The sequence below is a fragment of the Streptomyces avicenniae genome, assembly GCF_000719135.1.
In the GTDB taxonomy this organism is placed as follows: domain Bacteria; phylum Actinomycetota; class Actinomycetes; order Streptomycetales; family Streptomycetaceae; genus Streptomyces; species Streptomyces avicenniae.
In genome coordinates this window covers 114,387-137,029 of sequence record NZ_JOEK01000001.1, presented here as the reverse complement: position 1 = coordinate 137,029, position 22,643 = coordinate 114,387, and the positions used below count along the sequence as shown (strand labels likewise).

Annotated in this window: 19 protein-coding genes; 9 read left to right on the top strand and 10 right to left on the bottom strand. The window is 74.6% G+C overall.

The annotated features are described in order from the left end of the window. The first annotated feature begins 71 nt into the window (after positions 1 to 71). From IF27_RS00665 to IF27_RS00655, 3 genes are all read left to right on the top strand, one after another. The gene (locus IF27_RS00665; protein WP_110945404.1) at positions 72 to 923 is read left to right on the top strand and encodes an ABC transporter ATP-binding protein; all 852 of its coding nucleotides are present in this window, start codon (positions 72 to 74) and stop codon (positions 921 to 923) included. Further along, positions 920 to 3,523: an ABC transporter permease gene (locus tag IF27_RS00660; protein ID WP_190232744.1), complete on the top strand. Its 2,604-nt coding sequence runs from the start codon at positions 920 to 922 to the stop codon at positions 3,521 to 3,523. The genes IF27_RS00665 and IF27_RS00660 overlap by 4 nt, the downstream gene beginning before the upstream one ends. A gap of 403 nt (positions 3,524 to 3,926) precedes the next feature. Continuing rightward, positions 3,927 to 4,973 carry a beta family protein gene (locus IF27_RS00655; protein WP_190232743.1) on the top strand — a complete coding sequence of 349 codons (1,047 nt, stop codon included), beginning with the start codon at positions 3,927 to 3,929 and terminating at the stop codon, positions 4,971 to 4,973. 551 nt (positions 4,974 to 5,524) lie between these two features. On the opposite strand, the gene IF27_RS31350 is transcribed toward IF27_RS00655, so the two are convergent. The 4 genes from IF27_RS31350 to IF27_RS00635 all read right to left on the bottom strand — a co-directional run bounded on the left by IF27_RS31350 (position 5,525) and on the right by IF27_RS00635 (position 9,060). Then, the gene (locus tag IF27_RS31350) at positions 5,525 to 5,665 is read right to left on the bottom strand and encodes a FitA-like ribbon-helix-helix domain-containing protein (RefSeq protein WP_223290855.1); all 141 of its coding nucleotides are present in this window, start codon (positions 5,663 to 5,665) and stop codon (positions 5,525 to 5,527) included. Positions 5,666 to 5,912: 247 nt separating this feature from the next. Beyond that, positions 5,913 to 7,100, bottom strand: coding sequence for an aminotransferase-like domain-containing protein (locus tag IF27_RS00645; RefSeq protein ID WP_052847242.1), 1,188 nt, complete (start codon positions 7,098 to 7,100; stop codon positions 5,913 to 5,915). 45 nt (positions 7,101 to 7,145) lie between these two features. Then, a complete protein-coding gene (locus tag IF27_RS00640) occupies positions 7,146 to 8,018 on the bottom strand; it encodes an NAD-dependent epimerase/dehydratase family protein (protein WP_052847241.1) in 873 nt (290 codons plus the stop codon). A 67-nt stretch (positions 8,019 to 8,085) separates the two neighbouring features. After that, entirely contained in the window at positions 8,086 to 9,060 is a 975-nt protein-coding gene (locus IF27_RS00635) for a helix-turn-helix transcriptional regulator (protein WP_052847240.1), read from the bottom strand. 42 nt (positions 9,061 to 9,102) lie between these two features. Here IF27_RS00635 and IF27_RS00630 point away from each other — a divergent pair, with 42 nt between their 5' ends. Then, a complete protein-coding gene (locus IF27_RS00630) occupies positions 9,103 to 10,680 on the top strand; it encodes an MFS transporter (RefSeq protein WP_110945402.1) in 1,578 nt (525 codons plus the stop codon). Between the two features lie 80 nt (positions 10,681 to 10,760). Here the strand turns inward: IF27_RS00630 and IF27_RS00625 are convergent, their stop codons facing one another. Next, positions 10,761 to 11,741, bottom strand: a complete 981-nt coding sequence (locus tag IF27_RS00625; protein WP_052847859.1) for a hydroxyacid dehydrogenase — start codon at positions 11,739 to 11,741, stop codon at positions 10,761 to 10,763. Between the two features lie 305 nt (positions 11,742 to 12,046). On the opposite strand from IF27_RS00625, the gene IF27_RS00620 reads away from it, so the two are divergent. The 3 genes from IF27_RS00620 to IF27_RS00610 are packed head-to-tail and all read left to right on the top strand — an operon-like array spanning position 12,047 to position 15,956. Next, complete coding sequence (locus tag IF27_RS00620; protein WP_052847239.1) at positions 12,047 to 12,700, top strand: ArsR/SmtB family transcription factor; 654 nt, start codon at positions 12,047 to 12,049, stop codon at positions 12,698 to 12,700. Continuing rightward, entirely contained in the window at positions 12,697 to 13,449 is a 753-nt protein-coding gene (locus IF27_RS00615; protein ID WP_052847238.1) for an ABC transporter ATP-binding protein, read from the top strand. The genes IF27_RS00620 and IF27_RS00615 overlap by 4 nt, the downstream gene beginning before the upstream one ends. Then, the gene (locus tag IF27_RS00610; protein WP_190232742.1) at positions 13,449 to 15,956 is read left to right on the top strand and encodes an ABC transporter permease; all 2,508 of its coding nucleotides are present in this window, start codon (positions 13,449 to 13,451) and stop codon (positions 15,954 to 15,956) included. The genes IF27_RS00615 and IF27_RS00610 overlap by 1 nt, the downstream gene beginning before the upstream one ends. A gap of 226 nt (positions 15,957 to 16,182) precedes the next feature. On the opposite strand, the gene IF27_RS00605 is transcribed toward IF27_RS00610, so the two are convergent. Beyond that, positions 16,183 to 16,989: a class I SAM-dependent DNA methyltransferase gene (locus tag IF27_RS00605; protein WP_052847236.1), complete on the bottom strand. Its 807-nt coding sequence runs from the start codon at positions 16,987 to 16,989 to the stop codon at positions 16,183 to 16,185. 195 nt (positions 16,990 to 17,184) lie between these two features. Between IF27_RS00605 and IF27_RS00600 the strand changes: the two genes are divergently transcribed. Further along, entirely contained in the window at positions 17,185 to 18,303 is a 1,119-nt protein-coding gene (locus IF27_RS00600; RefSeq protein WP_110945400.1) for a sensor histidine kinase, read from the top strand. 4 nt (positions 18,304 to 18,307) lie between these two features. Here IF27_RS00600 and IF27_RS00595 read toward each other — a convergent pair whose 3' ends face one another. Next, the gene (locus IF27_RS00595) at positions 18,308 to 19,321 is read right to left on the bottom strand and encodes a hypothetical protein (RefSeq protein ID WP_190232741.1); all 1,014 of its coding nucleotides are present in this window, start codon (positions 19,319 to 19,321) and stop codon (positions 18,308 to 18,310) included. Between the two features lie 103 nt (positions 19,322 to 19,424). Here IF27_RS00595 and IF27_RS00590 point away from each other — a divergent pair, with 103 nt between their 5' ends. Then, positions 19,425 to 20,060 carry a response regulator gene (locus tag IF27_RS00590; protein WP_052847233.1) on the top strand — a complete coding sequence of 212 codons (636 nt, stop codon included), beginning with the start codon at positions 19,425 to 19,427 and terminating at the stop codon, positions 20,058 to 20,060. A gap of 89 nt (positions 20,061 to 20,149) precedes the next feature. Here the strand turns inward: IF27_RS00590 and IF27_RS00585 are convergent, their stop codons facing one another. The 3 genes from IF27_RS00585 to IF27_RS00575 form a co-directional block, all read right to left on the bottom strand. Further along, positions 20,150 to 20,464, bottom strand: a complete 315-nt coding sequence (locus tag IF27_RS00585) for a 4a-hydroxytetrahydrobiopterin dehydratase (RefSeq protein WP_052847232.1) — start codon at positions 20,462 to 20,464, stop codon at positions 20,150 to 20,152. Between the two features lie 52 nt (positions 20,465 to 20,516). Continuing rightward, positions 20,517 to 21,182: a YdcF family protein gene (locus IF27_RS00580; RefSeq protein WP_052847231.1), complete on the bottom strand. Its 666-nt coding sequence runs from the start codon at positions 21,180 to 21,182 to the stop codon at positions 20,517 to 20,519. 131 nt (positions 21,183 to 21,313) lie between these two features. Continuing rightward, positions 21,314 to 22,642, bottom strand: coding sequence for an FtsX-like permease family protein (locus IF27_RS00575; protein WP_052847230.1), 1,329 nt, complete (start codon positions 22,640 to 22,642; stop codon positions 21,314 to 21,316). Position 22,643: the final 1 nt, after the last annotated feature.

Sequence of the window (22,643 nt, the reverse complement as noted above, 5' to 3'; positions counted from 1 at the left end):
CCGGCCGGTGGACCCCAAGTTCAACCGGCCGGGGCTGTCGGCCGCCCCGCCCCGGCCGACAGCATGGGGACATGACGATATCCCCAGGTCAGACCCCCTCGGCCCCCTCGGAACCGCCCCGCGACGCGGACGTGGACGCGGACGTTGACGTGGTCGTCCGCCTCGACGACGTGCGGAAGGTGTACGGCGACGCGCGGCGGCCGGTGGCCGCGCTCGACGGCGTGAGCGTCGCGCTGCGGCGCGGCAGCTTCACCGCCGTGATGGGCCCGTCGGGCTCGGGGAAGAGCACGTTCCTGCACTGCGCCGCCGGGCTCGACCGGCCGACGTCGGGCGCCGTCCACCTCGACGGCGTGGCGCTCGGCCCGCTGCGGGAGCGGGCGCTCACCGAGCTGCGGCGCGAGCGGATCGGCTTCGTCTTCCAGGCGTTCAACCTGCTGCCCGCGCTGAGCGTGACGGACAACGTCACCCTGCCGCTACGGCTGGCGGGCCGCCGCCCCGACCGGCGTGCCGTGCGCGAGGTGCTGGAGCGCGTCGGCCTCGGCCACCGGCGGCACAGCCGGCCCGGCGAGCTGTCGGGCGGCCAGCAGCAGCGCGTCGCCGTGGCGCGCGCCCTCGTCACCCGGCCCGCCGTCCTGTTCGGCGACGAGCCGACGGGCGCGCTCGACAGCACGACCGCCCGTGAGGTCCTCGGGCTGCTGCGCGAGGCCGTCGAGGAGGCCGGGCAGACCGTCGTCATGGTCACGCACGACCCGGTGGCCGCCGCCCGCGCGGACCGCGTGCTCTTCCTCGCCGACGGGCGGCTCGCGGGCTCGCTCGACGCGCCCACGGCCGACCGCGTCGCCGCGCGGATGACGCGCCTGGGCGCGTGGCGCGACGCCGCCGCCGGGAGCGCTGTCACGGCCGGGGCGGAGGCCGCACGGTGATCGGGATCGCGCTGCGCACCCTGCGCTTCCACAAGGGCGGCTTCGCCGCGTCGTTCGTCGCGCTGTTCCTCGGGGCCGCGCTCGTCATCGGTTCAGGCGGCCTGCTGGAGACGGGCGTGCGGCTCGCCGCGCCGCCGGAGCGCCTGGCCGCCGCCCCGCTGGTCGTGACCGACGACCAGCGGTACGCGGGCACCGCGGCGGACGTCGTCTTCCCCGGGCGCGTGCGGACGGACGCCGCGCTGGTGGACGAGGTGGCGGCCGTGCCGGGCGTCGCCGCCGCGCTGCCTGACGTGTCCTTCCCCGTCCTGCTCCCGGCGGAGGACCGCACGGCGGCCACCGAGGGTACGGACGGCACGGACGGTCTTGAGGCGACCGGGCACGGCTGGTCGGTGGCGCGGCTCGCGCCCCTGCGGCTCGCCGAGGGCGCGCGGCCCACCGGGGACGGCGCGGTCGTCGTCGGCGACGCGCTCGCGGCCCGTGCGGGCCTGCGCCCCGGCGACCGGCTCGGCCTGGTGGCGGGCGGCGTCCGGCACACGTACACCGTCTCGGGGCTGGCCTCGGGGCCCGGCGCGGCGGCGGGCGTCCTGTTCACCGACGCGGAGGCCGCGCGCCTCGCGGGCCACCCGGGCACCGTGGACGCCATCGGCGTGCTCACCGCGCCGGGCGCGGACGTCGGCGCGGTCGCCGACGCGCTGCGGGACCGGCTCGCCGGGCGCGGGGTCACCGTGCTGGACGGCGACGCGCGCGGGCGCGCCGAGGACCCGGCCGTCCTCGCCGAGGGCGAGGACCTGGTGCCGCTCGCGGCGGCGTTCGGCGGGCTGGCCGCCCTGGTCACCGTCTTCGCGGTCGCGGGCGCCGTCTCCCTGTCGCTGCGGCGGCGGCGCCAGGACATGGCGCTGCTGCGGGCGATCGGCGCGACGCCGCGTCAGGTGCGGCGGATGATCCTTGTCGAGACGTCGGTCCTGGCCGTGTTCGCCACGGCGCTGGCCTGCGTCCCCGGCCCGAGGGTGGGTGAGTGGCTGCTCGCCACCTTCGCCGACAACGGCGTGGTGCCCGCGTCGATCGCGTACCGCTCCGGCGCCGTGCCGCTGATCGCCGGGGCGGGGACTGCGCTGCTCACCGCCCTGTGCGCCGCCTTCCTCGCGGCGCGCGCGGCGGGGCGTACGCGTCCGGTCGAGGCGCTGGCCGACGTCACGGCGGACCGCGCGCGGTTCGGCGTCGTCCGGCTGATCGCGGCGCTGGCCTGCCTGGGCGGCGGGACGGCGCTGGCCGTCGTCACGGCACGGACGCCAGGGCCCGACGCGGACAGCGTGGCGACTCCGGCGGCGCTGCTGTGGACGTCCGGGTTCGGGCTGCTGGGGCCCGTCCTGTCCCGGGCCTTCACCGCCGTGCTGCGGCGGCCGATGCGGGCGGCGGGCGGCCTGGCGGGCGACCTCGCGACGCTCAACGCGCGCGCCGGGGCCGCCAGGACGGCGAACGCGGTCATGCCGGTCATGCTCGCGACCGGCCTGGCGCTGTCGCTGGTGTACCTCCACACGACGCAGGCGGCGGGTGCGCGGGAGGCGTTCGACGCCAGCCTGCGCGCCGACCTGGTCGTGACGGCCGGGGCGGGCGGGCTGCCGCTCGACACGGTGGGGGCGGTCGCGGCGCTGCCGGGCGTCGGCGCGGCGTCGGCACAGATATCGGGGCTCGGCTGGATCGAGCCGGACGAGCCGCTGGCCGCGTCGCGGGGCGGGGAGAGCGGGGAGGAAGGGGAGGACGCCGGGCCGCAGCCGACCGAGGTGGCGCTGCGCGGCGTGACGGCCGGTGCGGTCGAGGCGACGACCGCGTTCCGCGCGGTGGACGGCGACCTCGGCGCGCTGCGCGGCGACACCGTCGCCCTTCCCCGGGCGCTGGCGGAGGGGCGTCGCCTGGGGGACGCCGTCCCGATGCGCCTGGGCGACGGGAGCCGCGTGACGCCCGTCCTGGTCGCGACGGTGGACGGCCGCCGGGGCTACGAGACGGCGCTCCTGCCCGCCGACCTGCTCGCCGCCCACACGGACACCGGGCTCGTCCCGCAGATCCTCGTCACGGCGGCGCCCGGCGCCGACACGGGCGCACTGGCCGCCTCGCTCGCGGCCCTCGCCACGGACCACCCAGGTCTGCAGGTCGCCGACCGCGACGCCCTCGGCGCGGCGCGGGCCGAGCAGGACAGGACGCAGGCGTCGATGGCCTACCTGGTCGTCGTCATGGTCGTCGGCTACGCGGCGATAGCCCTGGTCAACGCGCAGATCCTGGCGACCGGCGAACGGCGGCGCGAACTGGCCCTCCACCGCCTCGTGGGCGCCACGCGGCGCCAGGTGACGCGGATGATGACGTGCGAGGCGATCCTCACGGCCGTCTCCGGCACGGCCCTCGGCGCCCTGACGGCCGCGTGCGTCCTCGTCCCCGCGAGCCTCGGCATCGCCGACAGCCCCCTGCCGACCGGCTCCCCGCTGATCCTGCTGACGGTGACCGCGACCGCCGTCACCCTGACCGTCGCCACGACACTCCTCACGACCCGCGCGGCCCTGCGCACGCCCCCGGGCAGGGTGGTGGCGGGGCTGTCCCGGGCCGGGTGACCACGACGGCGGCCTTCCGCCCGGTGAGGAGGAGTCGCGGGCTGCGGACGACATGACGTGGCGAGCGTCCGTCCACCCGTGCGGGAAGAAGTACGGGGATGCGCCCTGTCTCAGCCTCTCGGCCCCTCACCCGGTGGTCGTCCGCACGGCCGGCCGCATCGCCGGACCGCTCTCGCCGGTGACCGTCGCGCACGGGCGGTGAACGCCCGCCCGTGCGAGCGGCTCGGTCTCCTCGCCCCGGCCGAACTCCGCGGCGTGATCGGCACGAACGTCCTCATCGCCGATGATCACGCGCTTTTCGGACAGATGTCTTGAACTCGCCCTGTTCACCCCACGTATCGACAGGCACCCTCGAAACAATCCCTCCGGCGAGGGCGTGCGTGCGTGGCTCCTTGGGGCGGCGATGGCGTATGTACCGATCCTGAAAGGAAAACGAGGCGAACTCACGGCGCTCGGGCGGATGACGCCCGACGTGCGGGCCGGGATCCTTCCGATCCTGGAGGTGGCGCACGGTGAGCGCCCGCAGAAGGGCGTGGAGACCTTCCTGACGAACGCCCGCAGTCGGCTGCCGACCGAGCTGGACGTCGCGGTGGACTGCGCCGACCTCTGGCGCCACGGCGCGGTCGGCGAGGTCCTGGCCGGACGGCCGATGACCTGGATCGGCGAGGAGTTCGGGGCCTGGCCGGTCGCGCTGCTCCCCGTCTTCCGCGCGGACGATCCGCCGGAAGCGCTGGCCGAGGTGCGTGACGTCCAGCGGGCGCACGGGCGCGGGGCGGTCCTCCGCGTCGATGCGCTCGCCGCTCCGGCGGCGGCGCTCCATGTACCCGACGCCCTGCGCGCCGTGGACCTGGCGCCCGAGCAGGTTGACCTCGTCCTGGACGCGGGTCACGTGTCCGGGGACGCGGCGGTGGCGGAAGCGCTCCCGCCGATGCTGGACGCGCTGCACCGGGCGCGGCGGGCCCCGTGGCGCGCCGTGGTGGTGGCGTCGGGCGCGTTCCCGCAGACCCTTGGGAACCTGGCGCGCGGCGACGTCCCCAACAGGCTCCACCGGTGGGACGCCGCGCTGTGGCGCAAGGTGGCGAGCGCGACGGACGGCGGACCGCCGCCGTACTTCGGCGACTACGGCGTCAGCCACACGGCCATGCCCCCGCCCGACCGCCGCGGCGGCATCCCCAACATCCGGTACACGGTCGGCGAGGACTGGCAGGTCCGGGTGGCCCGCCGCAGGCTGCCGGGCAACGACGACTTCTTCACCATCGCCCGTGATCTGCTCCGCTCGGAGCACTGGCCTCCGCGCGGCGAGGACACGTCGTGGGGGGACGGCGAGTTGGCGAGGTGCGCGCGCCGCGAGCGGCCGAAGGCGGGCAACGGAACGGACTGGCGCGCCTGGACCACCTCCCACCACCTCGCGGTCGTCACCGACTCCCTGCGCACCATGGACCAGCCATGACCCGCCACATCACGCCCGGCACGACGGCCCGCCGAGCTACCGGTCCCCCCCCGCAAGGGCGACACCGGACTCCGTGAGCGGCCAGGTCAGCTCCTCCTCGACGCCGATGACCTCGATGAGGCAACGCGGCTTCTGGACGCCGCGCTTGATTCGTGCGTCCGTGGTGAGGAAGGGGACACCGAGGGTCTCGGCGAGGGCGACGTAGGTGGACAGGTCGGCGGGTGCCGCCTCGTGGCGCAGGGCGGTGTACGTCTTGATGTGCTCGTCCAGCGTGGCCTTGTCGAGCCTGGGGATGGCCGCTTCGCGTGCCGCGTGCCATGCCGAGGAGCGCGGACGCGACCTCCGTGTCCGGGAGGTGGGGAGCGTGCAGGTGTCCTCCTGGACGACGCGGGCGCGGATCCGCCGGCCGATGGTCCCGCTGTCGGTGAGGAACGTGACGAGGGCCGAGGCGTCGATGACGGTCAGCGGGCTGCTCGTCCTTCGTCGAGCAGTGCGAGCACGTCGTCGTTGTCGATCTCACCGGTCGCGTACTGCTCGGCCCGCCGCGCGATCTAGGCGAGCGTGGGCCGGGTGGCTTCCCGGGTGACGAGGGTGAGTAGGGAGGTCTGGAGGGACTGACCGGCTTCCGCGGCGCGAGCCTTCACCCGCGTGGCGACGTCGTCGGGCACTTCTCTGATGGTGAGGGCAGTCATGCCTGCCTCATAGCGTCAGTGCAGTCATAGTGCAGTCCACGCATGACCGCCTTCGTCTCCGGCCGCCCTGCCCGACCCGGCTCGCGGGACTCCGCCTCTGATGCAGCCGTCGTGGGGCCGGTCCACGACCGCATGACCTGCACCCGCCGCCGACACACCTCAACCTGCCAGGTCACGCCGCACCACGCATGAGGGAAGATCCGCCGCCACCAGTGTCCTTCTGCCCGGCGAGATGGCGAGGCAGTGGTCAGGACATGGCCTTTGCCAGGCGGCGTAGGCCTTCGGTGATGTCGGGGGGTGTGTGGCCCGTGAAGCTCATGCGGAGTGTTGCCGTGTCGGGGGTGCCTGCGAAGAAGGGGGTGCCGGGGACGAAGGCGACGTCGTGTTCGATGGCGCGGGGGAGCAGGGCCGACGCGTCGGTGCCCTGGGGCAGGTGTGCCCAGACGAACATGCCGCCCGCCGGGCGGTTCCAGGTGCTGCCGTCCGGGAGGGCGTCGGGCAGACCGGCCAGCAGGGCGTCCCGGCGCGTGCGGTAGTCGGCGCGGACGCGTGCGAGGTGCGCGTCCAGGTCGTTGTCCCGGAGGTAACGTGCCGCCGCGGCCTGGTCGATGGTCGAGCTGTGCAGGTCGGCGGCCTGCTTGGCCACCGCGCAGTGGCGCCGCAGCGGTTCAGGCGCGCGCAGCCAGCCCAGGCGCAGCCCCGGGGCCATGATCTTCGAGAAGCTGCCGAGCAGCACCGTGCGGTCCGCCGCCTCGGGGAAGGAGGCGATCCACGGCTCGGGCTCGCCCTCGAAGCGCAGCTCGCCGTACGGGTCGTCCTCCACGATCCACACGCCGTGGCTCTCCGCGACGGCGGCGACGGCGCGGCGGCGGTCGGCGGTGAGTGTGTTGCCCGTCGGGTTCTGGAAGTTGGGGACGACGTAGAGCAGCTTCGGGCGTTCGCGCTCGATCAGCCGGGCCAGCGCCTCCGGGTCGATGCCCCCGTCGTCGGAGGGCACGGGCACGGGGCGTGCCCCGGCGAGCGCGAAGCACTGGAGCGCGGCGAGGTACGTCGGGTCCTCGACGAGCACGGTGTCGCCCGGCTCCAGCAGCGTGGTCGCGAGCAGGGTCAGGGCCTGCTGCGAACCCGCCGTGATCAGCAGGCTGTCCGCCTCCGTCGGCAGGCCGCGCGCGGTGAGGCGGTCCGCGACGGCGCCGCGCAGGGCCGGGTCACCCTCGGTGGTGGAGTACTGGAGGACGCGTTCCGGCGTCTCCGCGAGCACCCGGTCGTAGGCCGCGCGCAGGCCCGTCGCGTCGAACAGCTCGGGGGCGGGGAGGCCGCCCGCGAAGGAGATGACCTCGGGGCGGGCGGTGAGGGCGAGCAGCCCGCGGATCGGCGATGCGGGCGCCCCGGTGGCGCGGCTCGCGAGCGCGGGGACGTCGGCGCGGTTCGGCATGCGCACAGCCTACGGAACAGATGGTTGTATGCACCAGGTACTGTCTCAGTCTTCAGTGAAACCTGTCCGCCATGTGGGACGGCCCGGGTGCCAGCCACGGGAGCGCGCGAGGGTGTTGCGCGCGCCACGGGCCCAGCCGGGGCGTTCGTCCGACGCCACCGGTTCGGGGGCGGGCGCGCCGACGGCGGCGGCGAGGGCCGGTACCCAGTCACGGGCGGCGGCGGGTTCGTCGTCCACCACGTTGACCGGCCCGGCGGGCCAGTCCAGCGCGGCGACGGCGGCCGACGCCGCGTCGTCCACGTGCACGAAGGAACTCACCGCCGCGTCGGGCGTCACGCTGCCGAGGAACCGCGCGCCCGGCTCGCCCCGCAGCGTCGCCGACGCCGCGCCGTCCGGGGCGTACCAGGTGCCGGGACCGTAGAGGAGGCCGAGGCGCAGGACGACGGCCTGCGGCAGTTCGGCCGAGATCCGCTCCAGCGCGGCCACCGCGGCGACGGTCGCGCCGCGCGTCGCGGGGGCGTCGAGGTCGAGCGGGTCGGACTCCCCGGCCGGGTCGGGGCCGGGGGCGTAGGCCCAGGAGATGGACTGCGCGACGAGACGGCCGACGCCCGCCGCGCCCGCGGCGTCCACCAGGTTGCGCGTGCCCTCGTGGCGGAGCCTGCTGTTGGCGGGCCCGTCCGCGGCGGACAGGTCGGTCAGCATGTGGAACACGGCGTCGGGCGCGGCCGTGACGACCGCCTCGCGCAGGGCGGCGGCGTCGAGGGCGTCCACACGGACCGCCTCCGCGCCCGCGGCGCGCACCCGCTCGGCGCCCGCGTCGCTGCGCGAGGTGCCGGTGACGCGGTGGCCCGCGGCGAGGAGCCGGGGGAGGAGGGCGCGGCCGACGGCGCCGCCCGCGCCCGCGACGAAGAGGTGCATGGGACCAGCCTTTGAGGGGGGCGGGATGCTCGGGACGACGAGCAGCGTACGCCCTGCCCCGTGCCGCTCAGCTCCGTTCCGGCCCGGCCGCTCGGGTGTAGCGGGCGGCCTGCGCGCGGACGGCCTCGGCCAGTTCCGGGGTCCCCGACACGTCGAAGTCGGCGTCGATGACCGCGAGCCACCGGGCCATCGTCCCGGGGGAGTCGGCGCCGAACGTCACGGCGCACGACGTGTCGTCCAGCGGCTCGACCTGGTCGGGCTGGCCCCAGTAGCCGAGCCGTTCGAGGACGGTCGCGGCCGGGGCGTGGACCGTCACCCGGGCGCTGAACCGCGCCTGGGCCCGCCGCACGCCCCGGCCGACGTAGGCGGCGAGGTCTTCCTCGGGCAGCGGCCTCGGGGTGAAGCGCGGGCCTGTCGGGACGCGCGGCGTCAGCCGGTCCACGCGGAACGTGCGCCAGTCGTCCCGGCCGGTGTCCCAGGCGATGAGGTACCAGCGCCGTCCCCGGTTGACCAGCCGGTACGGCTCGACGTCGCGCAGGCTGGCCTCGTCGCCGTGCGTCCGGTAGTCGAAACGCAGCCGCTCCCGGTCACGGCAGACGCCCGCGAGCAGCGTCAGCAGATCGGCGGGGACGCGTGGCCCCGGGGCGGGGGCCGTCGTGACGGTGTACGCGCCGAGCGCGGCGACGCGCCGCCGCAGCCGTGGGGGGAGCACCTGCTCCAGCTTGGCCAGCGCCGACAGTGACGACTCCTCGACCCCGGCCAGGGAGCCACCGGCCGCCGTCCGCAGGCCGACCGCGACGGCGACGGCCTCCTCGTCGTCCAGCAGCAGCGGGGGCAGGGAGGAACCGGCGCCGAGGCGGTAGCCGCCCGCCGGGCCGCGGGTGGCGTGGACGGGGTAGCCGAGGCGACGGAGGCGTTCGACGTCGTTGCGGATGGTCCGTGGGGTCACGTCGAGGCGGGCGGCGAGGTCGTCGCCGGTCCACTCGCGGGGTGTCTGGAGGAGGGACAGCAGACGCAGCAGGCGTGCGGAGGTTTCCAGCATGCCGCCATTGTCGGCCGGTATAGCGGAAAGAACCGTTCCTGAATGGCTGGGAACGTGGTGCCCATGAACGAGAACTCGCCCCGTGAGGGGGCTCAGGACCGCCGCTGGCTCGGCCTGTTCGCGGTGCTCGCCGCGATGATCATGAACCTGCTGGACAGCACGGTCGTCACCGTCGCGGGCCCGGCGATCCAGGAGGACCTGGACGGCTCGACGGCCGACCTCCAGTGGATCGCCGCCGCGTACACCCTGGCGCTCGCCGTGGGGCTGCTGACCGGCGGGCGGCTCGGGGACATGTTCGGGCGGCGGCGCGTGATGATGCTGGGCATCGGCGCCTTCCTGGCGGCCTCGGTCGTGTGCGCGCTCGCCTGGTCGCCCGAGTCGCTGATCGTCGCGCGGGTCGTGCAGGGGCTGGCCGGGGCGGTGATGATCCCCCAGTCGTTCGGGCTGATCCGGGACCTCTTCCCGCCCCAGCAGCTGGGGAAGGCGTTCGGCGCGCTCGGCCCGGTCATCGGGCTGTCCACGATCCTCGGGCCCGTGGTCGCGGGCGTCCTGGTGGACGCCGACGTGTTCGGCACGGGGTGGCGGATGGTGTTCCTCATCAACCTGCCGATCGGCGTGTTCTCCCTGGTCGCGGGGGCGCGGTCGCTGCCGCGCGGCGCCGGGCGGCCCGGGCTGCGGCTGGACGGCGTGGGGGCGCTGCTGGCCGGGGCCGGCATGTCCCTGATGGTGTTCCCGCTGGTGCAGGGGCGTGAGCTGGGCTGGCCCGGGTGGCTGTGGGCGGTCGCCGCGGGCGCGGTGGTGTCGCTGGCCGGGTTCGTGGCGCAGCAGCTGCGGCGGGCGCGGACGGGGCGTACGCCGCTGGTCGAGCTGAGCGTGCTGCGGCTGCGGTCGTACACCTCGGGTGTCGTCTTCACCGTCGTGTTCTTCGGTGCGGTCGTCGGGTTCTCGCTGACGCTGGGGCTCTTCCTCCAGCTGGGGCTCGGCTACGGGCCGCTGCGGGCGAGCGTGACGATGGCGCCGCTGGCGGTCGGCGCGTTCTTCGGGTCGGGGTTCGCGGCGGCGTTGATGGGGCGGCTGGGGCGGCGGATGCTGCACCTCGGGCTCGCGCTGATGGCGGTCGGCCAGGTGGCCGTGTGGGTGGTGCTCGGGGAGGCAGGGACCGACGTGGGGCAGGGGGACCTGGCGCTGCCGCTGCTCGTCTACGGCTTCGGGATGGGGCAGATCTTCGTGCCGCTGTTCGACATCGTGCTGGGGGACGTGCGGGATCACGAGGTCGGGTCGGCCTCGGGGCTGCTGGAGTCGTTCCAGCAGACGGGGGCGAGCCTGGGGGTCGCGGTGCTCGGCACGGTGTTCTTCGCCGGGGTCGCGGCCGAGGCCGGGACGGGGGCGGCTCCCGTGGTCACGGTCGCGGAGTTCGTCTCGGCGCAGCGGGACGTCACGCTGCTCGCCACCGGGCTGGTCGTCCTCGCGTTCGTCCTCGGCTTCTTCCTCCCGCGCCGGGCGCGGCAGGAGGGCGGCGCGGCCGACGCCCCGCCGGAGACGGCAGGGGCCGGAGGACGGGGGCCGGTGGGGGACTCGGGTGACCTCGCCGAGGCGGAGCCGGTGGCCACGCCGGTCTGAGGGGCGGTGGGCGAGTGCGTGCGGTGGGCGGGACCGGGGATGCCTCCTCGGGCCCGCCCACGCCGTTCAGGCGGTGACGTTCAGGCGGTGACGTTGAGCCGCTCGCGGAGCACGGGGTGGGCGAAGTCGAGACCGGCGGCGTACCGGCCCGCCTCGTCGGCGGCGAGCTGTCCGAGGCGGTGGACCTCGTTGCCCACGGAACCGGCGAAGTGCGGGCTGATCAGCACGTTCTCGCAGTCCCACAGGGGATGGCCTGGCGCCAGCACCTCGGGTTCGGTCACGTCGAGGATCGCGTTGATCCGTCCGGCGGCGGCCAGCTCGGCCAGCGCGTCCTGGTCCAGGACGGCGCCGCGCGCGGTGTTGATCAGCGTCGCGCCGGGGCGCATGGCCGACAGCAGCTCGCGGTTGACCATGCCGGTCGTCGCGGGCAGCAGCGGCACGTGGAGGCTGACGACGTCGCTCTCCCGGAACAGTTCCTCCAGGCCCACCGGCCGCGCGCCCAGGGCCCGCGCCTCCGCGTCGCCGACGTACGGGTCGTGCAGCAGCGGCGTCAGGTCGAACGGGCGCAGCAGTTCCAGGACGCGGCGGCCGATCAGGGACGCGCCGAGGATGCCGACGGTCCTGCCGTAGTTCCCGAGCCCCGGCGTCTCCTCGTCCCAGGCGCGCCGCGCGCGGGTGCGCTTGTACTCGGCGGAGATCTCCAGCAGGTGCTTGTTGGCGAGCAGGATCATGGCGAGCGTGTACTCGGCCACCGGCAGGGCGTTGGCCGCGGCGGCGGACGACACGCGGATGCCCCGTTCCCAGCACGCCTCGGTGACGTGGTGGCGGATCGTGCCCGCCGCGTGGACGATCGCGCGCAGCTTGGGGGCGTGGGACAGCGCCTCGGCGTCGATGGGCGGGCAGCCCCAGCCCGTCACCAGGATCTCGGTGTCGGCCAGGACGGCGCGGGCCTCGGGCGTGCCGAAGTCGTCCAGCAGCGGCGGGTAGACCAGATCGGTCGCCGACCGCAGCGCGGCGAGGGTCGAGTCGGTCAGCAGCCGGTCGGTGCCGGACCCGCTCATCGCGAGCGCCGCGGTGGGGCGTGCGGAGGGCTTCGCGGCTCCGGAGGTGTGCGCTGAGTGGGGGGCGGGGCTCGGGGCGCGTTCCGGTATGTCGTGCATGAACCCCATCCAACACTGTCCGAACCTGGGGAAGAAGTGCGCCCATGCCGCTCGGCGACCGGATCGTTCCCGGACGTCCGGGGCGGTGCCCGGCACGAAGGGGAACCGTGCCCGTGCCGCCGGGAGAGGGAGGGGGGGTTAACCCCACCCCCGACCGGGGGGCGGGCCAGCTGTGCACAGATCTCTGTGCACAGGATCATGTGTACATGCCGTTCATCCCTTCCCTCGCCGCCCTGAAAGCGCTCGCCCAGCCGCGTCGTCTCCAGATGCTGGAGCACCTCACGCTGCACGGCCCGGCGAACTCCAGCACCCTCGCACGAGCCCTCGGCCTGAACACCGGGGCCACCAGCTACCACCTGCGCGAGCTGGCCAGGTACGGCTTTGTCGAGCCCGCCGACCCGCCGCCAGGTGATCCCGGCGGCGGTCGGCGCCGCTGGTGGCGGGCCGTCGCCCAGGACCTGCGTTTACCGCGGCGCAGCCGCCAGGACGCGGAGACCAGGGCGGTGGTGGACGAGATGAACCACCTCGCCTACGCCTCCGACATCCGGCTCCTCGACACCGTCCAGCGCGAGTCGCACCTCCTCGGCGACGAGTGGGAGGACGCCGTCCCCTACTCGCGCGGCACCATCCGCCTCACCCCGGGCGAGATGCGGGAGCTGTTCGAGGACTACATCGCCCTCCTGAACCGCTTCAAGCGCCCCGACGACGAGACGCCGCCCGGTGCCCGCACCGTCCTCACCCGCTTCTTCGCCTTCCCGGCCCCCGAATCCCCGCAGCCCCCCGAAGGCCCCGAGCCCTCCGAGTCCCCCGAGTCCCCCGAGAACCCCGTCTCCACCGACCACACGGAGCCCTCCGCATGATCACCCAGAACGTCACCCGGACCAGCGCCGTCCGGCTCGACTCCGTCACCAAGGTGTACGGACGCGGTGCCTCCGCCGTCCGCGCCCTCGACGGCGTCTCGGTCGCGATACCCACCGGCTCGTTCACCGCCGTCATGGGGCCCTCCGGCTCCGGCAAGAGCACGTTCCTCCACTGCGCGGCCGGGCTCGACCGGGTCACCTCGGGGACCGCCTCCATCGGCGACACCGACCTCAGCGACATGAACGAGACCCAGCTCACCCGCCTGCGGCGGCAGCGGGTCGGCTTCGTCTTCCAGTCGTTCAACCTCGTCCCCGCCCTGTCCGTCCGGCACAACATCGGCCTCCCGCTGCGGCTGGCCGGTCGCCGCCCCGACCGGCACGCGATCGCGGCGATCCTCGACAGGGTGGGTCTCGCCGGGAAGGCCGACGCCCACCCCGCCGAACTCTCCGGTGGCCAGCAGCAGCGCGTCGCCATCGCCCGCGCGCTGATCACCGCCCCCGACGTCGTCTTCGGCGACGAGCCCACCGGCGCGCTCGACACCGTGACCGCCAAGGAGATCCTGGGCCTGCTGCGCACCTGCGTGGACGAGTCGGGACAGACCGTCGTCATGGTCACGCACGACCCGGTCGCCGCGTCGCACGCCGACACCGTGCTGTTCCTCGCCGACGGCACCATCGTGGACGAGATGGCGGCCCCCACCGCCGACCGCGTCGCCGACCGTATGACGCACCTGGGTGCGTGGGCCTGATGCTTCGCTACGCACTCGCCACCCTGCGCGCCCGCAAGTCCGGATTCGCCGGTGCGTTCCTCGCCCTCTTCTGCGCGGCTGCCCTCGTCACCGCCTGCGGCTCCCTGCTGGAGACCGGCCTGCGCGGTGACATCCGCACCGAGCGCTACGCCGCCGCCCCCGTCGTCGTGACGGCCGACCAGAACGTGCACCACACGACGCAGAAGGGCGACAAGACCAAGCACAAGGCGAAGCCCGTCTACGAGCGGGTCTGGCTGCCCGCCGACACGGCCGACAGGATCGCCGCCGTGCCGGGCGCCGCGTCCGTCGTGCCGGAACTGACCTTCCCCGCCGAGCCGCTCGACGCCGCCGGTCAGCCCTGGGACGGCCCGGAGGCGCAGGGGCACGCCTGGTCCTCCGCGTCCCTCACCCCCTTCACCATCGGCGAGGGGCGCGCCCCCGAGACCGACGCCGAGATCGTCCTCGACCGGGGTCTCGCCGACCGCGCGGGGCTCGCTGTCGGGGACGAGGTCACCGTCCAGTCCACCGACGCCCCCGCCACCTACACGGTCGCGGGTGTCGCCGAAGGGGACGTCACCGAGCAGGCGGCCGTCTTCTTCACCGACACCGAGGCCCGCCGCCTCGCCGGTCACCCCGGCCAGGACGCGATGATCGGCGTCGTCCCGGCACCCGGCACGAGCACCGCCGAACTGGCCGACCGGATCGAGGACGCGCTCGACGGGACGATCGCGCGGGTCCACACCGGCGGGGACCGGGGACCGGCCGAGTTCCCCGACGCCGCCCAGGCGCGGATCCAACTGGTCAGCATGGGCGGTGCGATCGGCGGCACCGGTCTCCTCGTGGCCGTCTTGGTCGTCGTCGGCACCTTCGGGCTCACCGCCCGCGCCCGGCACCGCGAACTCGCGCTCCTGCGCGCCATCGCCGCCACACCGCGCCAGACCCGGCGGCTGATCGGCCGCGAGGCGCTGCTCGTCGGCGTGGTCGCCGGACCGCTCGGCGCGATCGCCGGGCTCCCGCTGGCCGGATGGATCTTCGACCGCTTCATCGGCCTCGGCACCGTCCCCGAGACGCTCGGCCAGGTCCGCAGCCCCTTCCCGATGGCCGCCGCCGTCCTCACGACCCTGCTGGCCGCCTGGCTCGCCGCCCGGGTCTCCGCGCGCCGCACCGCCCGCATCCGCCCCGCCGAGGCCCTGACCGAGGCGGCGGTGGAGCCGCGCCGCACCCCGGTCGCGCGGCTGATCGCCGGATTCCTCACCCTGGCCGGCGGCCTGGTGCTGCTCTACGTCCTCTCCCTGCTGCACGTCGAGCCCGCCTCCACCCCGGTCACCTATCTGACGGTGCTCCTCCTGTCGGTCGCGGTCGCGCTGCTCGGCCCGGTCCTGGCACGGGTCGCGTTCACGGTGATCGGCGCGCCGCTGCGGCTCTCCGCGGTCCCCGGTCACCTGGCCGCGCACAACGCCAGGGCCGGCGCGCGGCGCCTCGCCGCCGTGATCACCCCGCTGACGCTGCTCGTCGCCATGGCCTGCACGATCGTGTTCACCCAGACGACGCTGGGCGACGCCGCCGAACGGCAGGCCAGGGACGGCGTGCTCGCCGACCGCGTGATCGCGGCGGCCGGGCCGGGCGTCCCGCACGCGGCGGCCGAGGCGCTGCGCGGCACCGAAGGCGTCACCACCGTCACCGAGATCGTGCACTCGACGGTCCGCACGCCCGGCCTCGACAAGTACTCCGTGCAGGGCGTCACGGCGGGCCCGGGACTGGACAGCACACTCGACCTGGACATGACCGAGGGCTCGCTCGACGGGCTGGCCGACGACGGCGTCGCCGTCAGCACCGTCATCGCCGACAGCAAGGACCTGCACCCCGGCGACACCCTGGACCTGGTCCTCGGCGACGGCACGCCGGTCACCACCACCGTCACCGGGGTCTACGACCGGGAGCTGGGCTTCGGCGAACTGACCCTCTCGCACGACCTGCTGGCCGCCCACATCGACAACCCGCTGGCCGACGCCCTCCTGCTCGACACCGACCTGCCGGACGACCGGCTCGGCGCCGCCCTGGCGGACTTCCCCGGCCTCGCGGTCCGGGACGGCGGTCACATCGCCGACGTGATGGCGCAGCAGCGCGAGACCAGCGCCGAGGTGGCGTTCCTCGGAATGGGGTTGGTACTGGCCTTCACGACCATCGCGGCCGTCAACACCCTGGCGATGGCCACGGCCGACCGCCGCCGCGAGTTCGGGCTGCTGCGCAAGGTCGGCACCACGCGACGCCAGGTCCTGCGCATGCTGAACCTGGAGGCGCTGACGGTGGCGGTCACGGCGGTGCTGCTCGGGACGGCCATCTCGTTCGCCGTGCTGACCTCCTTCAGCGCGGGGATGATCGGCGAGGCCGCACCCGCGATGGCGCTCACCCCCTATCTGCTGATCGTCGGCACGGTGACGGCACTCACGCTCGTCTCGACCGGAATCCCGGCCCGTCTCTCCCTGCCGCGCCGCGGCCCCGCCTGACCCGGGGCGCCACCTGCCGGGCCCGTCCTCACTCCCCTGGGGCGGGCCCTCCGGCATTGCGGGGGCAGGCGCGCCGCGCCGGAAGTCCCGTGCCCCCGGCCACCGATTCGCTGACTCAGAGTAACCATTCATGGGTCTACCGTAAGCGGTGCGTAGCCGCTTCGGTATCGCTCGTGAGGGTGAATCAGCCTGCCTGCCCCCGTCCGCCCCCGCTCGTGTCCCGCCGTCAGCCGAGGCGGTGGGCGGTCCGCAGCTCGAACAGGTAGCGCTTCGTGATTCTTCCCCCGTGCCGCCCGTCGATGAGACCGGCGAGCGACGCCAGCAGGTCCGCGCGCACCTCGGGCACCAGGTCCAGGTGGTTCGAGTACGTGTTCAGGACGTCGAGGTACTGGGCCGTCGTGTACGAGATGTCGCACGGGTAGCGCCGGAAGGCGGCCGGACCGAACAGCCCGGACGCGTCGATCTCCGCGCTGTCCCGGGGCACGGAGTCGGCCGGGGTGAGCCGTAGATCCTTGGGCGTGGACGGGATGAACCGCTCGTAGAACTCCTGCGAGGCGCGGAAGAACTCGTCGTCCCCGCCCGCCACATGGTGCGTCGCCACCGTCGCGAGCACCCCTCCGGGCCGCAGCGCCGCCGCGGCTTTGCGCACCCGGACCGTGGGATCGACCCAGGCGAAGGCCGTCGCCGACACCACCGCGTCGAACGGCTCGGCGGGGAGCGTCCAGTCCTCGAACGCCGAGACCGTCACCTCCGCGTCCGGCCACCGCGCGAGGTTCCGCCGTGCCACGGCCGCCATACCGGCGCCGAGTTCGACGGCCGTCACCGCGTATCCCCGCCGGGCCAGCGGCACCGTGGCCTGTCCTGTGCCGCAGCCGATCTCCAGCACCCTGCTGCCCGGCGTGAGCCCGGCCGACTCCGCCAGGTCCGTGAACAACTGCTCCGGATACCGGGGCCGCGCCCGGTCGTACAGGTCGGCGACGCCGTCGAACGTCGCGCGCGGCCGCTCGCGGGCGGCGTCCGGCGCGGTGCTCACAGCGGTACCGGGCCGTGGCCGAAGGGGGCTGGCCCCGGGGGAAGTTGACTCATGAGGATGGCTCCTGTCCGTGCCGGTCCGAAGGGCGGATCCTGCCATGGTGGAGCGCGAGGGCGTGCAGGGTTTTCGGGGGCGGTCCGGCCCAGGCGATACGCGGCCGTCCCGCGTGCCGAGCGCGGGATTATCGTCCTTCGCATGGACCAAGTGCTCACGGCGGCCGTGGTGGTGGCCCCGGCGGTGGTCGCGGTACTCGCGCTCGCGGTCGCCGCCCTGCCCCGGCTGCGGCATCGCGCCGTCCCTGCCGTGGGCGCCGTGCTGGTCGTGTCCGGTGTGAGTCTGCCGTTCGGGCCCCACTCCGACGCGGACGCGTACGCGGGCGCGTTCATGCTGGTGGAGGCCGCCGCCACGCTCGGTCTGACGTTCCTCGTCGCCCGGCACGTGCCCGCGCGCACGGCCGTCACGACGTGTCTGCTCCTCGGCGCGCTCGCCGCCGCCGTCACCCTGCGCGTGCGGACACCCGCGACCGCCGCCGAGGCCGTGGAGCAGTGCTCGTTCTTCGCGCTCGGCGCCGCCCTCGCGACCGGCGCGGGCTGGTACCTGCGCGTCATGGAGGAACGCGAGGTCCGCGCCGTGGACCGCACACGGCAGGAGGAACGGCTCCGGCTCGCCCGTGACCTCCACGACTTCGTGGCGCACGACCTCTCCGGCATCGTCGCCCTGGCCCAGGCCGCGCGGGTCGTCGGCGCAGAACGGCCTGGCGAGACACTGCCGCTGCTCGGCACCATCGAGTCGCTGGGTCTCCAGGCGCTCGCCACGACGGACCGCACCGTCCACCTGCTCGGCGCCACCGACCCGGCGCACGGGCTCGACGACATCGCCGACGCGGTCGTGAGCTTCCGGGCCACCGTCCCTGCCCAGGTCGTCCACGACGCCGCGCTGTCCGGGGACCAACGCGCCGCCGTTCCCCGGGAGATCGCGGCCACGGCGCACCGGATCGTGGTCGAGGCGCTGACGAACATCCGACGCCACGCGCCCGCCACACCCCGCGTCACCGTCGCGCTCACCCCTGACACGACGACGGGACGGTCACCCGCGCTCGCCGTCACGGTGGCCAACGCCGCGGTTCCCAGCCCTCGTTCGGGTGCCGGTCCCGGCCACGAGCCCGCGCCGGGCGGGCGCGTCGGCACGTCCCGGCGCGGCGGCACCGGCCTCGTCGCGCTCGCCGAACGGGCCCGCGCCCTCGGCGGCGACCTCACGGCAGGTCCCGACGGGACGGGCGGCTGGCAGGTCACCGCCCGGCTCCCGTACGCCTGAGCGCTCAGCCACGCCCGCAGCGTCTGCACGCCCCGCGCCGCCGCAGGTAGTACGCCAGCGTCGCGAGCCCGAGGGCCACCCCCCACACCGGCCAGATCGTCTCCGGCACGCTGGCCCCCCAGTCCCCGCGCGGATTGTCGAACGCACCCGTCAGGTGCAGGCGTATGTACATCACCCCGGCGATCGTGGTGAGCACGGCGACCACGGACGCCGGGATCGTCGCCAGCGTGACCGGCACCCGCCTGCCCCGCAGGCCCACCATCCAGCGGGGGAACGTCTCCCCCCAGCGCTGGACCAGGCCCAGCGTCAGGAGCGAACCGAGCGCCCCCATCGTGGCCAGCAGCCCGCCGTAGAACCAGAGATTGTCCTCCTGGCCCTCCTCCCACAGCTCGTCCGATATGCCGAGCGGCCATCCGAACAGCCAGGCCCACCGCGTCGCCGCGTAGAACAGGGGCACGACGATCGCCGTGTACGCGGCCCTGCGCCCCCAGCGTGCCGCCGCCTCCGGTGTCGCCCAGCCCGCGCCGCCACTGCGCCGCCCGCACCGGCCGCACGCGTCCGTCCTCCGCCGGTGGTGCGCGACGGCGGCGCCCACCAGCAGGGCCACGCCGACGACGGCGAACAGCTGGTTCAGCACGGACCAGTTGATCGCCCCGAAGCGGAACATCAGCGCGTACGCGAGGTTGCCCAGGAGCCGGAAGTCGGTGAGCGTGCACACGACTGCCGTCGCGTACAGGGCCGTCGCCCCGTACAGCGCGCGTGCCGCGACGCGGGACAGGCCACGGCCGGTCGGCGCCAGCAGCGCCGCGACCACGCTGGCGGACAGGAATCCGGCCGCCAGCCAGGGCGCGAGCCGGTCACGCCCCACATGTTCGAACGCGGAGTACTCGGGGTTCGCGTCGTCGGCGCCGAACGGGAAGCCGGCCCCGCCCAGGGACCAGTACGTCTGCGCCGCCCCGTACAGGAACAGCGCGGCACACGCCGCGTAGGCGAGCGGCACGCGGGTCTTCGATGTCACGGTGGTGACCTCCAATCGGTCTCCACCCTGGTCACCGCCGCGCCCGCGCACATCTGCCGAACGGGAGACGCCCGCGCGGCCGTGGGGCGTTACCGTCCCCGGTATGACCGTCCGCATCCTGCTGGCCGACGACCAGGCGGCCGTCCGCACCGGCTTCCGTATCGTGCTCGACGCGCAACCCGACCTGGAGGTCGTCGGCGAGGCGGCCGACGGACGGGAGGCGCTGGCCCGCGCGGCGGAGCTGGAGCCGGACGTCGTGCTGGCCGACATCCGTATGCCGGGCCCGGACGGTCTTGAGGTGACCCGGCTCCTCGCCCCCGCGACGCGCGTCATCGTGGTGACGACGTACGACCTGGACGCGTACGTGCACACGGCGCTGCGCAACGGCGCCTGCGGGTTCCTGCTGAAACGTTCGGGCCCCGCCCTGCTCGCCGAGGCGGTACGGGCGGCCGTCTCCGGTGAGGCCCTGATCAGCCCGTCCGTGACGGTGCGTCTCCTGCGCCATCTGCGGCCCCCCGTCGGCGAACGGGCCCCCGCCCCGTACGAACGCCTCACGGAACGGGAGAACGCGGTCGCCCGCCTCGTCGCCCAGGGCATGACCAACACCGAGATCGCCGCAGAACTCTTCATCACCCCAGGCACGGCGAAGACCCACGTCGCCCATATCCAGCGCAAGCTCGGCACCCGCAACCGCGTCGGTATCGCGGCCCATGTCTGGGACAGCGGGCTGGCCCCCTGACCCCTGCTCCTCGTCTCATCGCTCACAGAGAGTGACGATAGGTGATGCCACTGACAACGGGCGCGGGACGCCAGGGGAGGGCGGGGCGGTCAGGCGGCAGCGGCCCCATGGGCGCCCGCGATGCGGGTGACCTCGCGGGCGAGCGCCGTGTCGTGGGTGGTGAGGGCGCCGTTCGCGGCGTGGGTGTTCACGGCGACGGTCAGCGTCGTGTGGAGGACGGTGATCCGGGCGTGGTGGTCCGCCGCGTCCTCGGCGCGGTTGATCTCCCGGTAGAGGGAGGGCAGTTCCGCCCGGGAGACGGTGAACCGCGCCGTCAGCTCACCCGACGTGACGCGCCAGCCGGGCAGTTCCCGGAGCGCGTCGGCGAGTTCGGCCTCGGTGAGCCGGGTGTACGCACGGGGCACGGCGGTTCCCTCCACGTGGGGTCGGCGCAGGCGGCGGGCGCGCCACGCAACGTCACCGGCCGCCCGCCCCGGCGCGGACGAGCCGGCTGGTGAACCCCGCGGCGCACAGCCGGTCGAACGCCGCCGAGACGTCCCCCGGCACCGTCTGCTCGATCATATGACCGGCGGCCGGGTAGAGCACGAGCCGCTGGAGCGCCCCCACCAGCATGTCGATGACCAGTCGCTCGTCACCGATGGACTCCGCGTACGCGCCGAAGGCCAGGGGCGTGGACGCGCTGACCACCTCGACGTCCGGCCACAGCTTGCGCGCGGTCGCGTACGTGCGCCGCTCCTCGTACGGCTTGGTGACCAGCAGGACCGAGGAGACGGTGACCCCGGCCGTCGCCAGCAACTCACGGGTGAACGTGATGTTCTGGCCGGTGTTCCGCGCACGGGGCTCGACGAGGACGGCGGACGCGGGCACGCCGAGCGCGAGCGCGCGCTCCCGGTAGTGGACCGCCTCGCCGCGCGGCATGCGCTCCCGGGTCGTCGGGCTGTTGGCCCCGGTGAAGACGAGGAGCGGCGCGTGACCGGCCTGGTAGAGGTCCACCGCCGTGTCGGCGACGCCGAGGTCGTGGCTGCCCAGGCCGACCAGCACCGAACACGCGCGCGGCGGGTGGTGCATCCGGTGGTAGGACCACAGCAGTCGCGCGTCGTCCCGTGCCTGGTCGGAGATCACGTCAGCCTCCCGTCGTCCCGTCGTCCCGCGCCGAGTCCGGCAGCTCGAAGGAATGGTCCCAGGAGAAACCCGCGTGCGGTGACCGCCGGGGCCCGGCGGTCACCGCACGCGTCGCAGGCGTGGCGTCCGGTTCAGGCGACGGCCACCACCGCCGGGACGCGCAGCGCGCGGCGCGCCGTCAGCAGCGTGGTCAGCATGGTCGCCGCCGCGCCCACCACCACGATGCCCGCCCAGATCAGCGGCCCGCTCCCCGGCATCTCCGCCCCGGTCCTGACCGACACGAAGGCCAGCAGCCCGGCGTACCCGGCGAGCGTGCCGAACAGGACGCCGGTCACCGTCAGCAGCGCCGCCTCCACGCCCACCCCGCCGACGACCTGACGCGGCGTCGCCCCCGCCAGCCGCTGCCCGCCGAACTCCTTCACCCGGTACGACGTCGCCGCGTACAGGCTGTTGATCAGCATCACGCAGCAGAAGGCGACGATGATGCCGACGACGATCGTGTTGAGCGTCTCGACGTTCTTGTCCTCGACCGACTTGACCAGCCCGGACGCGTCGATCGCCGCCGACTCGACCGCCTGGATGCACAGGGTCGCGAAGCCGATGCCCGTGAAGAGGATCAGCGGCATCAGGATGCCCGCCTGGTGCTCCGCCCGGCGCCGCAGCGCGTTCACCGCCAGGTAGCCGCTGCCCCCGGTGAGCAGGCCCAGGGGCCGCGCCACCAGCACGAGCAGCGCGCGCAGCAGGCCCGTCGAGAACGCGGCGAAGCCGACCGACAGGAGGATCGCCCCGTACGCGGGCCCCATCATCAGCACCGGCTCGTCGCCCTCCATGGCGAACGTCGAGGAGATGCCGCCGATCCCCGCCAGCAGCGCCAGGGTGCCGCCGATCGTCCGCATCCTGGCCCGCGGCGCGCGCTCACCCGCCGCCGCCCTGGTCGCCCTGCGCACCGCGAGGTAGGCCGCGCCCGCCGACGCCAGCAGCGTGATGCCGAATCCGGCGCCGAGCGCGATGGGCCCGAACACGTAGTCCACGCCCGCCGCGACCTGGTCGGTGTCCTTGAACATCTCCAGCAGCGCGTTCCCCGCCAGCATGGCGGGCACGATCGCCAGGATCGCCGCGACCAGCGCGATGACGGCGGCCTCGCCCGTCACCATGCGCTTGATCTGCGCGGGCGTGGCGCCGGTGCTGCGCAGCAGGGAGATCTCGTCCGTGCGCTGGCGGACGTTCACCGTGAGGGTGGAGGCGACGGCGAAGAAGACCAGCAGCGTGCTGTAGCCGCCGACCACGCCGCCCGACAGGCCCAGCGTCTCCGCGCTGCTGTCATCGACGCCCGCGCCCCCCGCCGTGTCGTGCATCGAGTTGAACGCCATGGTGATCACCGCGCCGAGGAAGGCGGACAGCAGTGTCCCCGCGAACCGTCCGGGGCGCCTGCGCACCGAACGCATGGCCAGCATGAACATC

Bases quoted from the DNA above. Each gene is read 5' to 3' on its own strand.
- IF27_RS00665 (WP_110945404.1), top strand. From the start codon at position 72: ATGACGATATCCCCAGGTCAGACCCCCTCGGCCCCCTCGGAACCGCCC.
- IF27_RS00655 (WP_190232743.1), top strand. From the start codon at position 3,927: ATGGCGTATGTACCGATCCTGAAAGGAAAACGAGGCGAACTCACGGCG.
- IF27_RS31350 (WP_223290855.1), bottom strand. From the start codon at position 5,665: ATGACTGCCCTCACCATCAGAGAAGTGCCCGACGACGTCGCCACGCGG.
- IF27_RS00645 (WP_052847242.1), bottom strand. From the start codon at position 7,100: ATGCCGAACCGCGCCGACGTCCCCGCGCTCGCGAGCCGCGCCACCGGG.
- IF27_RS00640 (WP_052847241.1), bottom strand. From the start codon at position 8,018: ATGCACCTCTTCGTCGCGGGCGCGGGCGGCGCCGTCGGCCGCGCCCTC.
- IF27_RS00635 (WP_052847240.1), bottom strand. From the start codon at position 9,060: ATGCTGGAAACCTCCGCACGCCTGCTGCGTCTGCTGTCCCTCCTCCAG.
- IF27_RS00630 (WP_110945402.1), top strand. From the start codon at position 9,103: ATGGCTGGGAACGTGGTGCCCATGAACGAGAACTCGCCCCGTGAGGGG.
- IF27_RS00625 (WP_052847859.1), bottom strand. From the start codon at position 11,741: ATGAGCGGGTCCGGCACCGACCGGCTGCTGACCGACTCGACCCTCGCC.
- IF27_RS00620 (WP_052847239.1), top strand. From the start codon at position 12,047: ATGCCGTTCATCCCTTCCCTCGCCGCCCTGAAAGCGCTCGCCCAGCCG.
- IF27_RS00615 (WP_052847238.1), top strand. From the start codon at position 12,697: ATGATCACCCAGAACGTCACCCGGACCAGCGCCGTCCGGCTCGACTCC.
- IF27_RS00610 (WP_190232742.1), top strand. From the start codon at position 13,449: ATGCTTCGCTACGCACTCGCCACCCTGCGCGCCCGCAAGTCCGGATTC.
- IF27_RS00600 (WP_110945400.1), top strand. From the start codon at position 17,185: ATGGACCAAGTGCTCACGGCGGCCGTGGTGGTGGCCCCGGCGGTGGTC.
- IF27_RS00590 (WP_052847233.1), top strand. From the start codon at position 19,425: ATGACCGTCCGCATCCTGCTGGCCGACGACCAGGCGGCCGTCCGCACC.
- IF27_RS00575 (WP_052847230.1), bottom strand. From the start codon at position 22,642: ATGTTCATGCTGGCCATGCGTTCGGTGCGCAGGCGCCCCGGACGGTTC.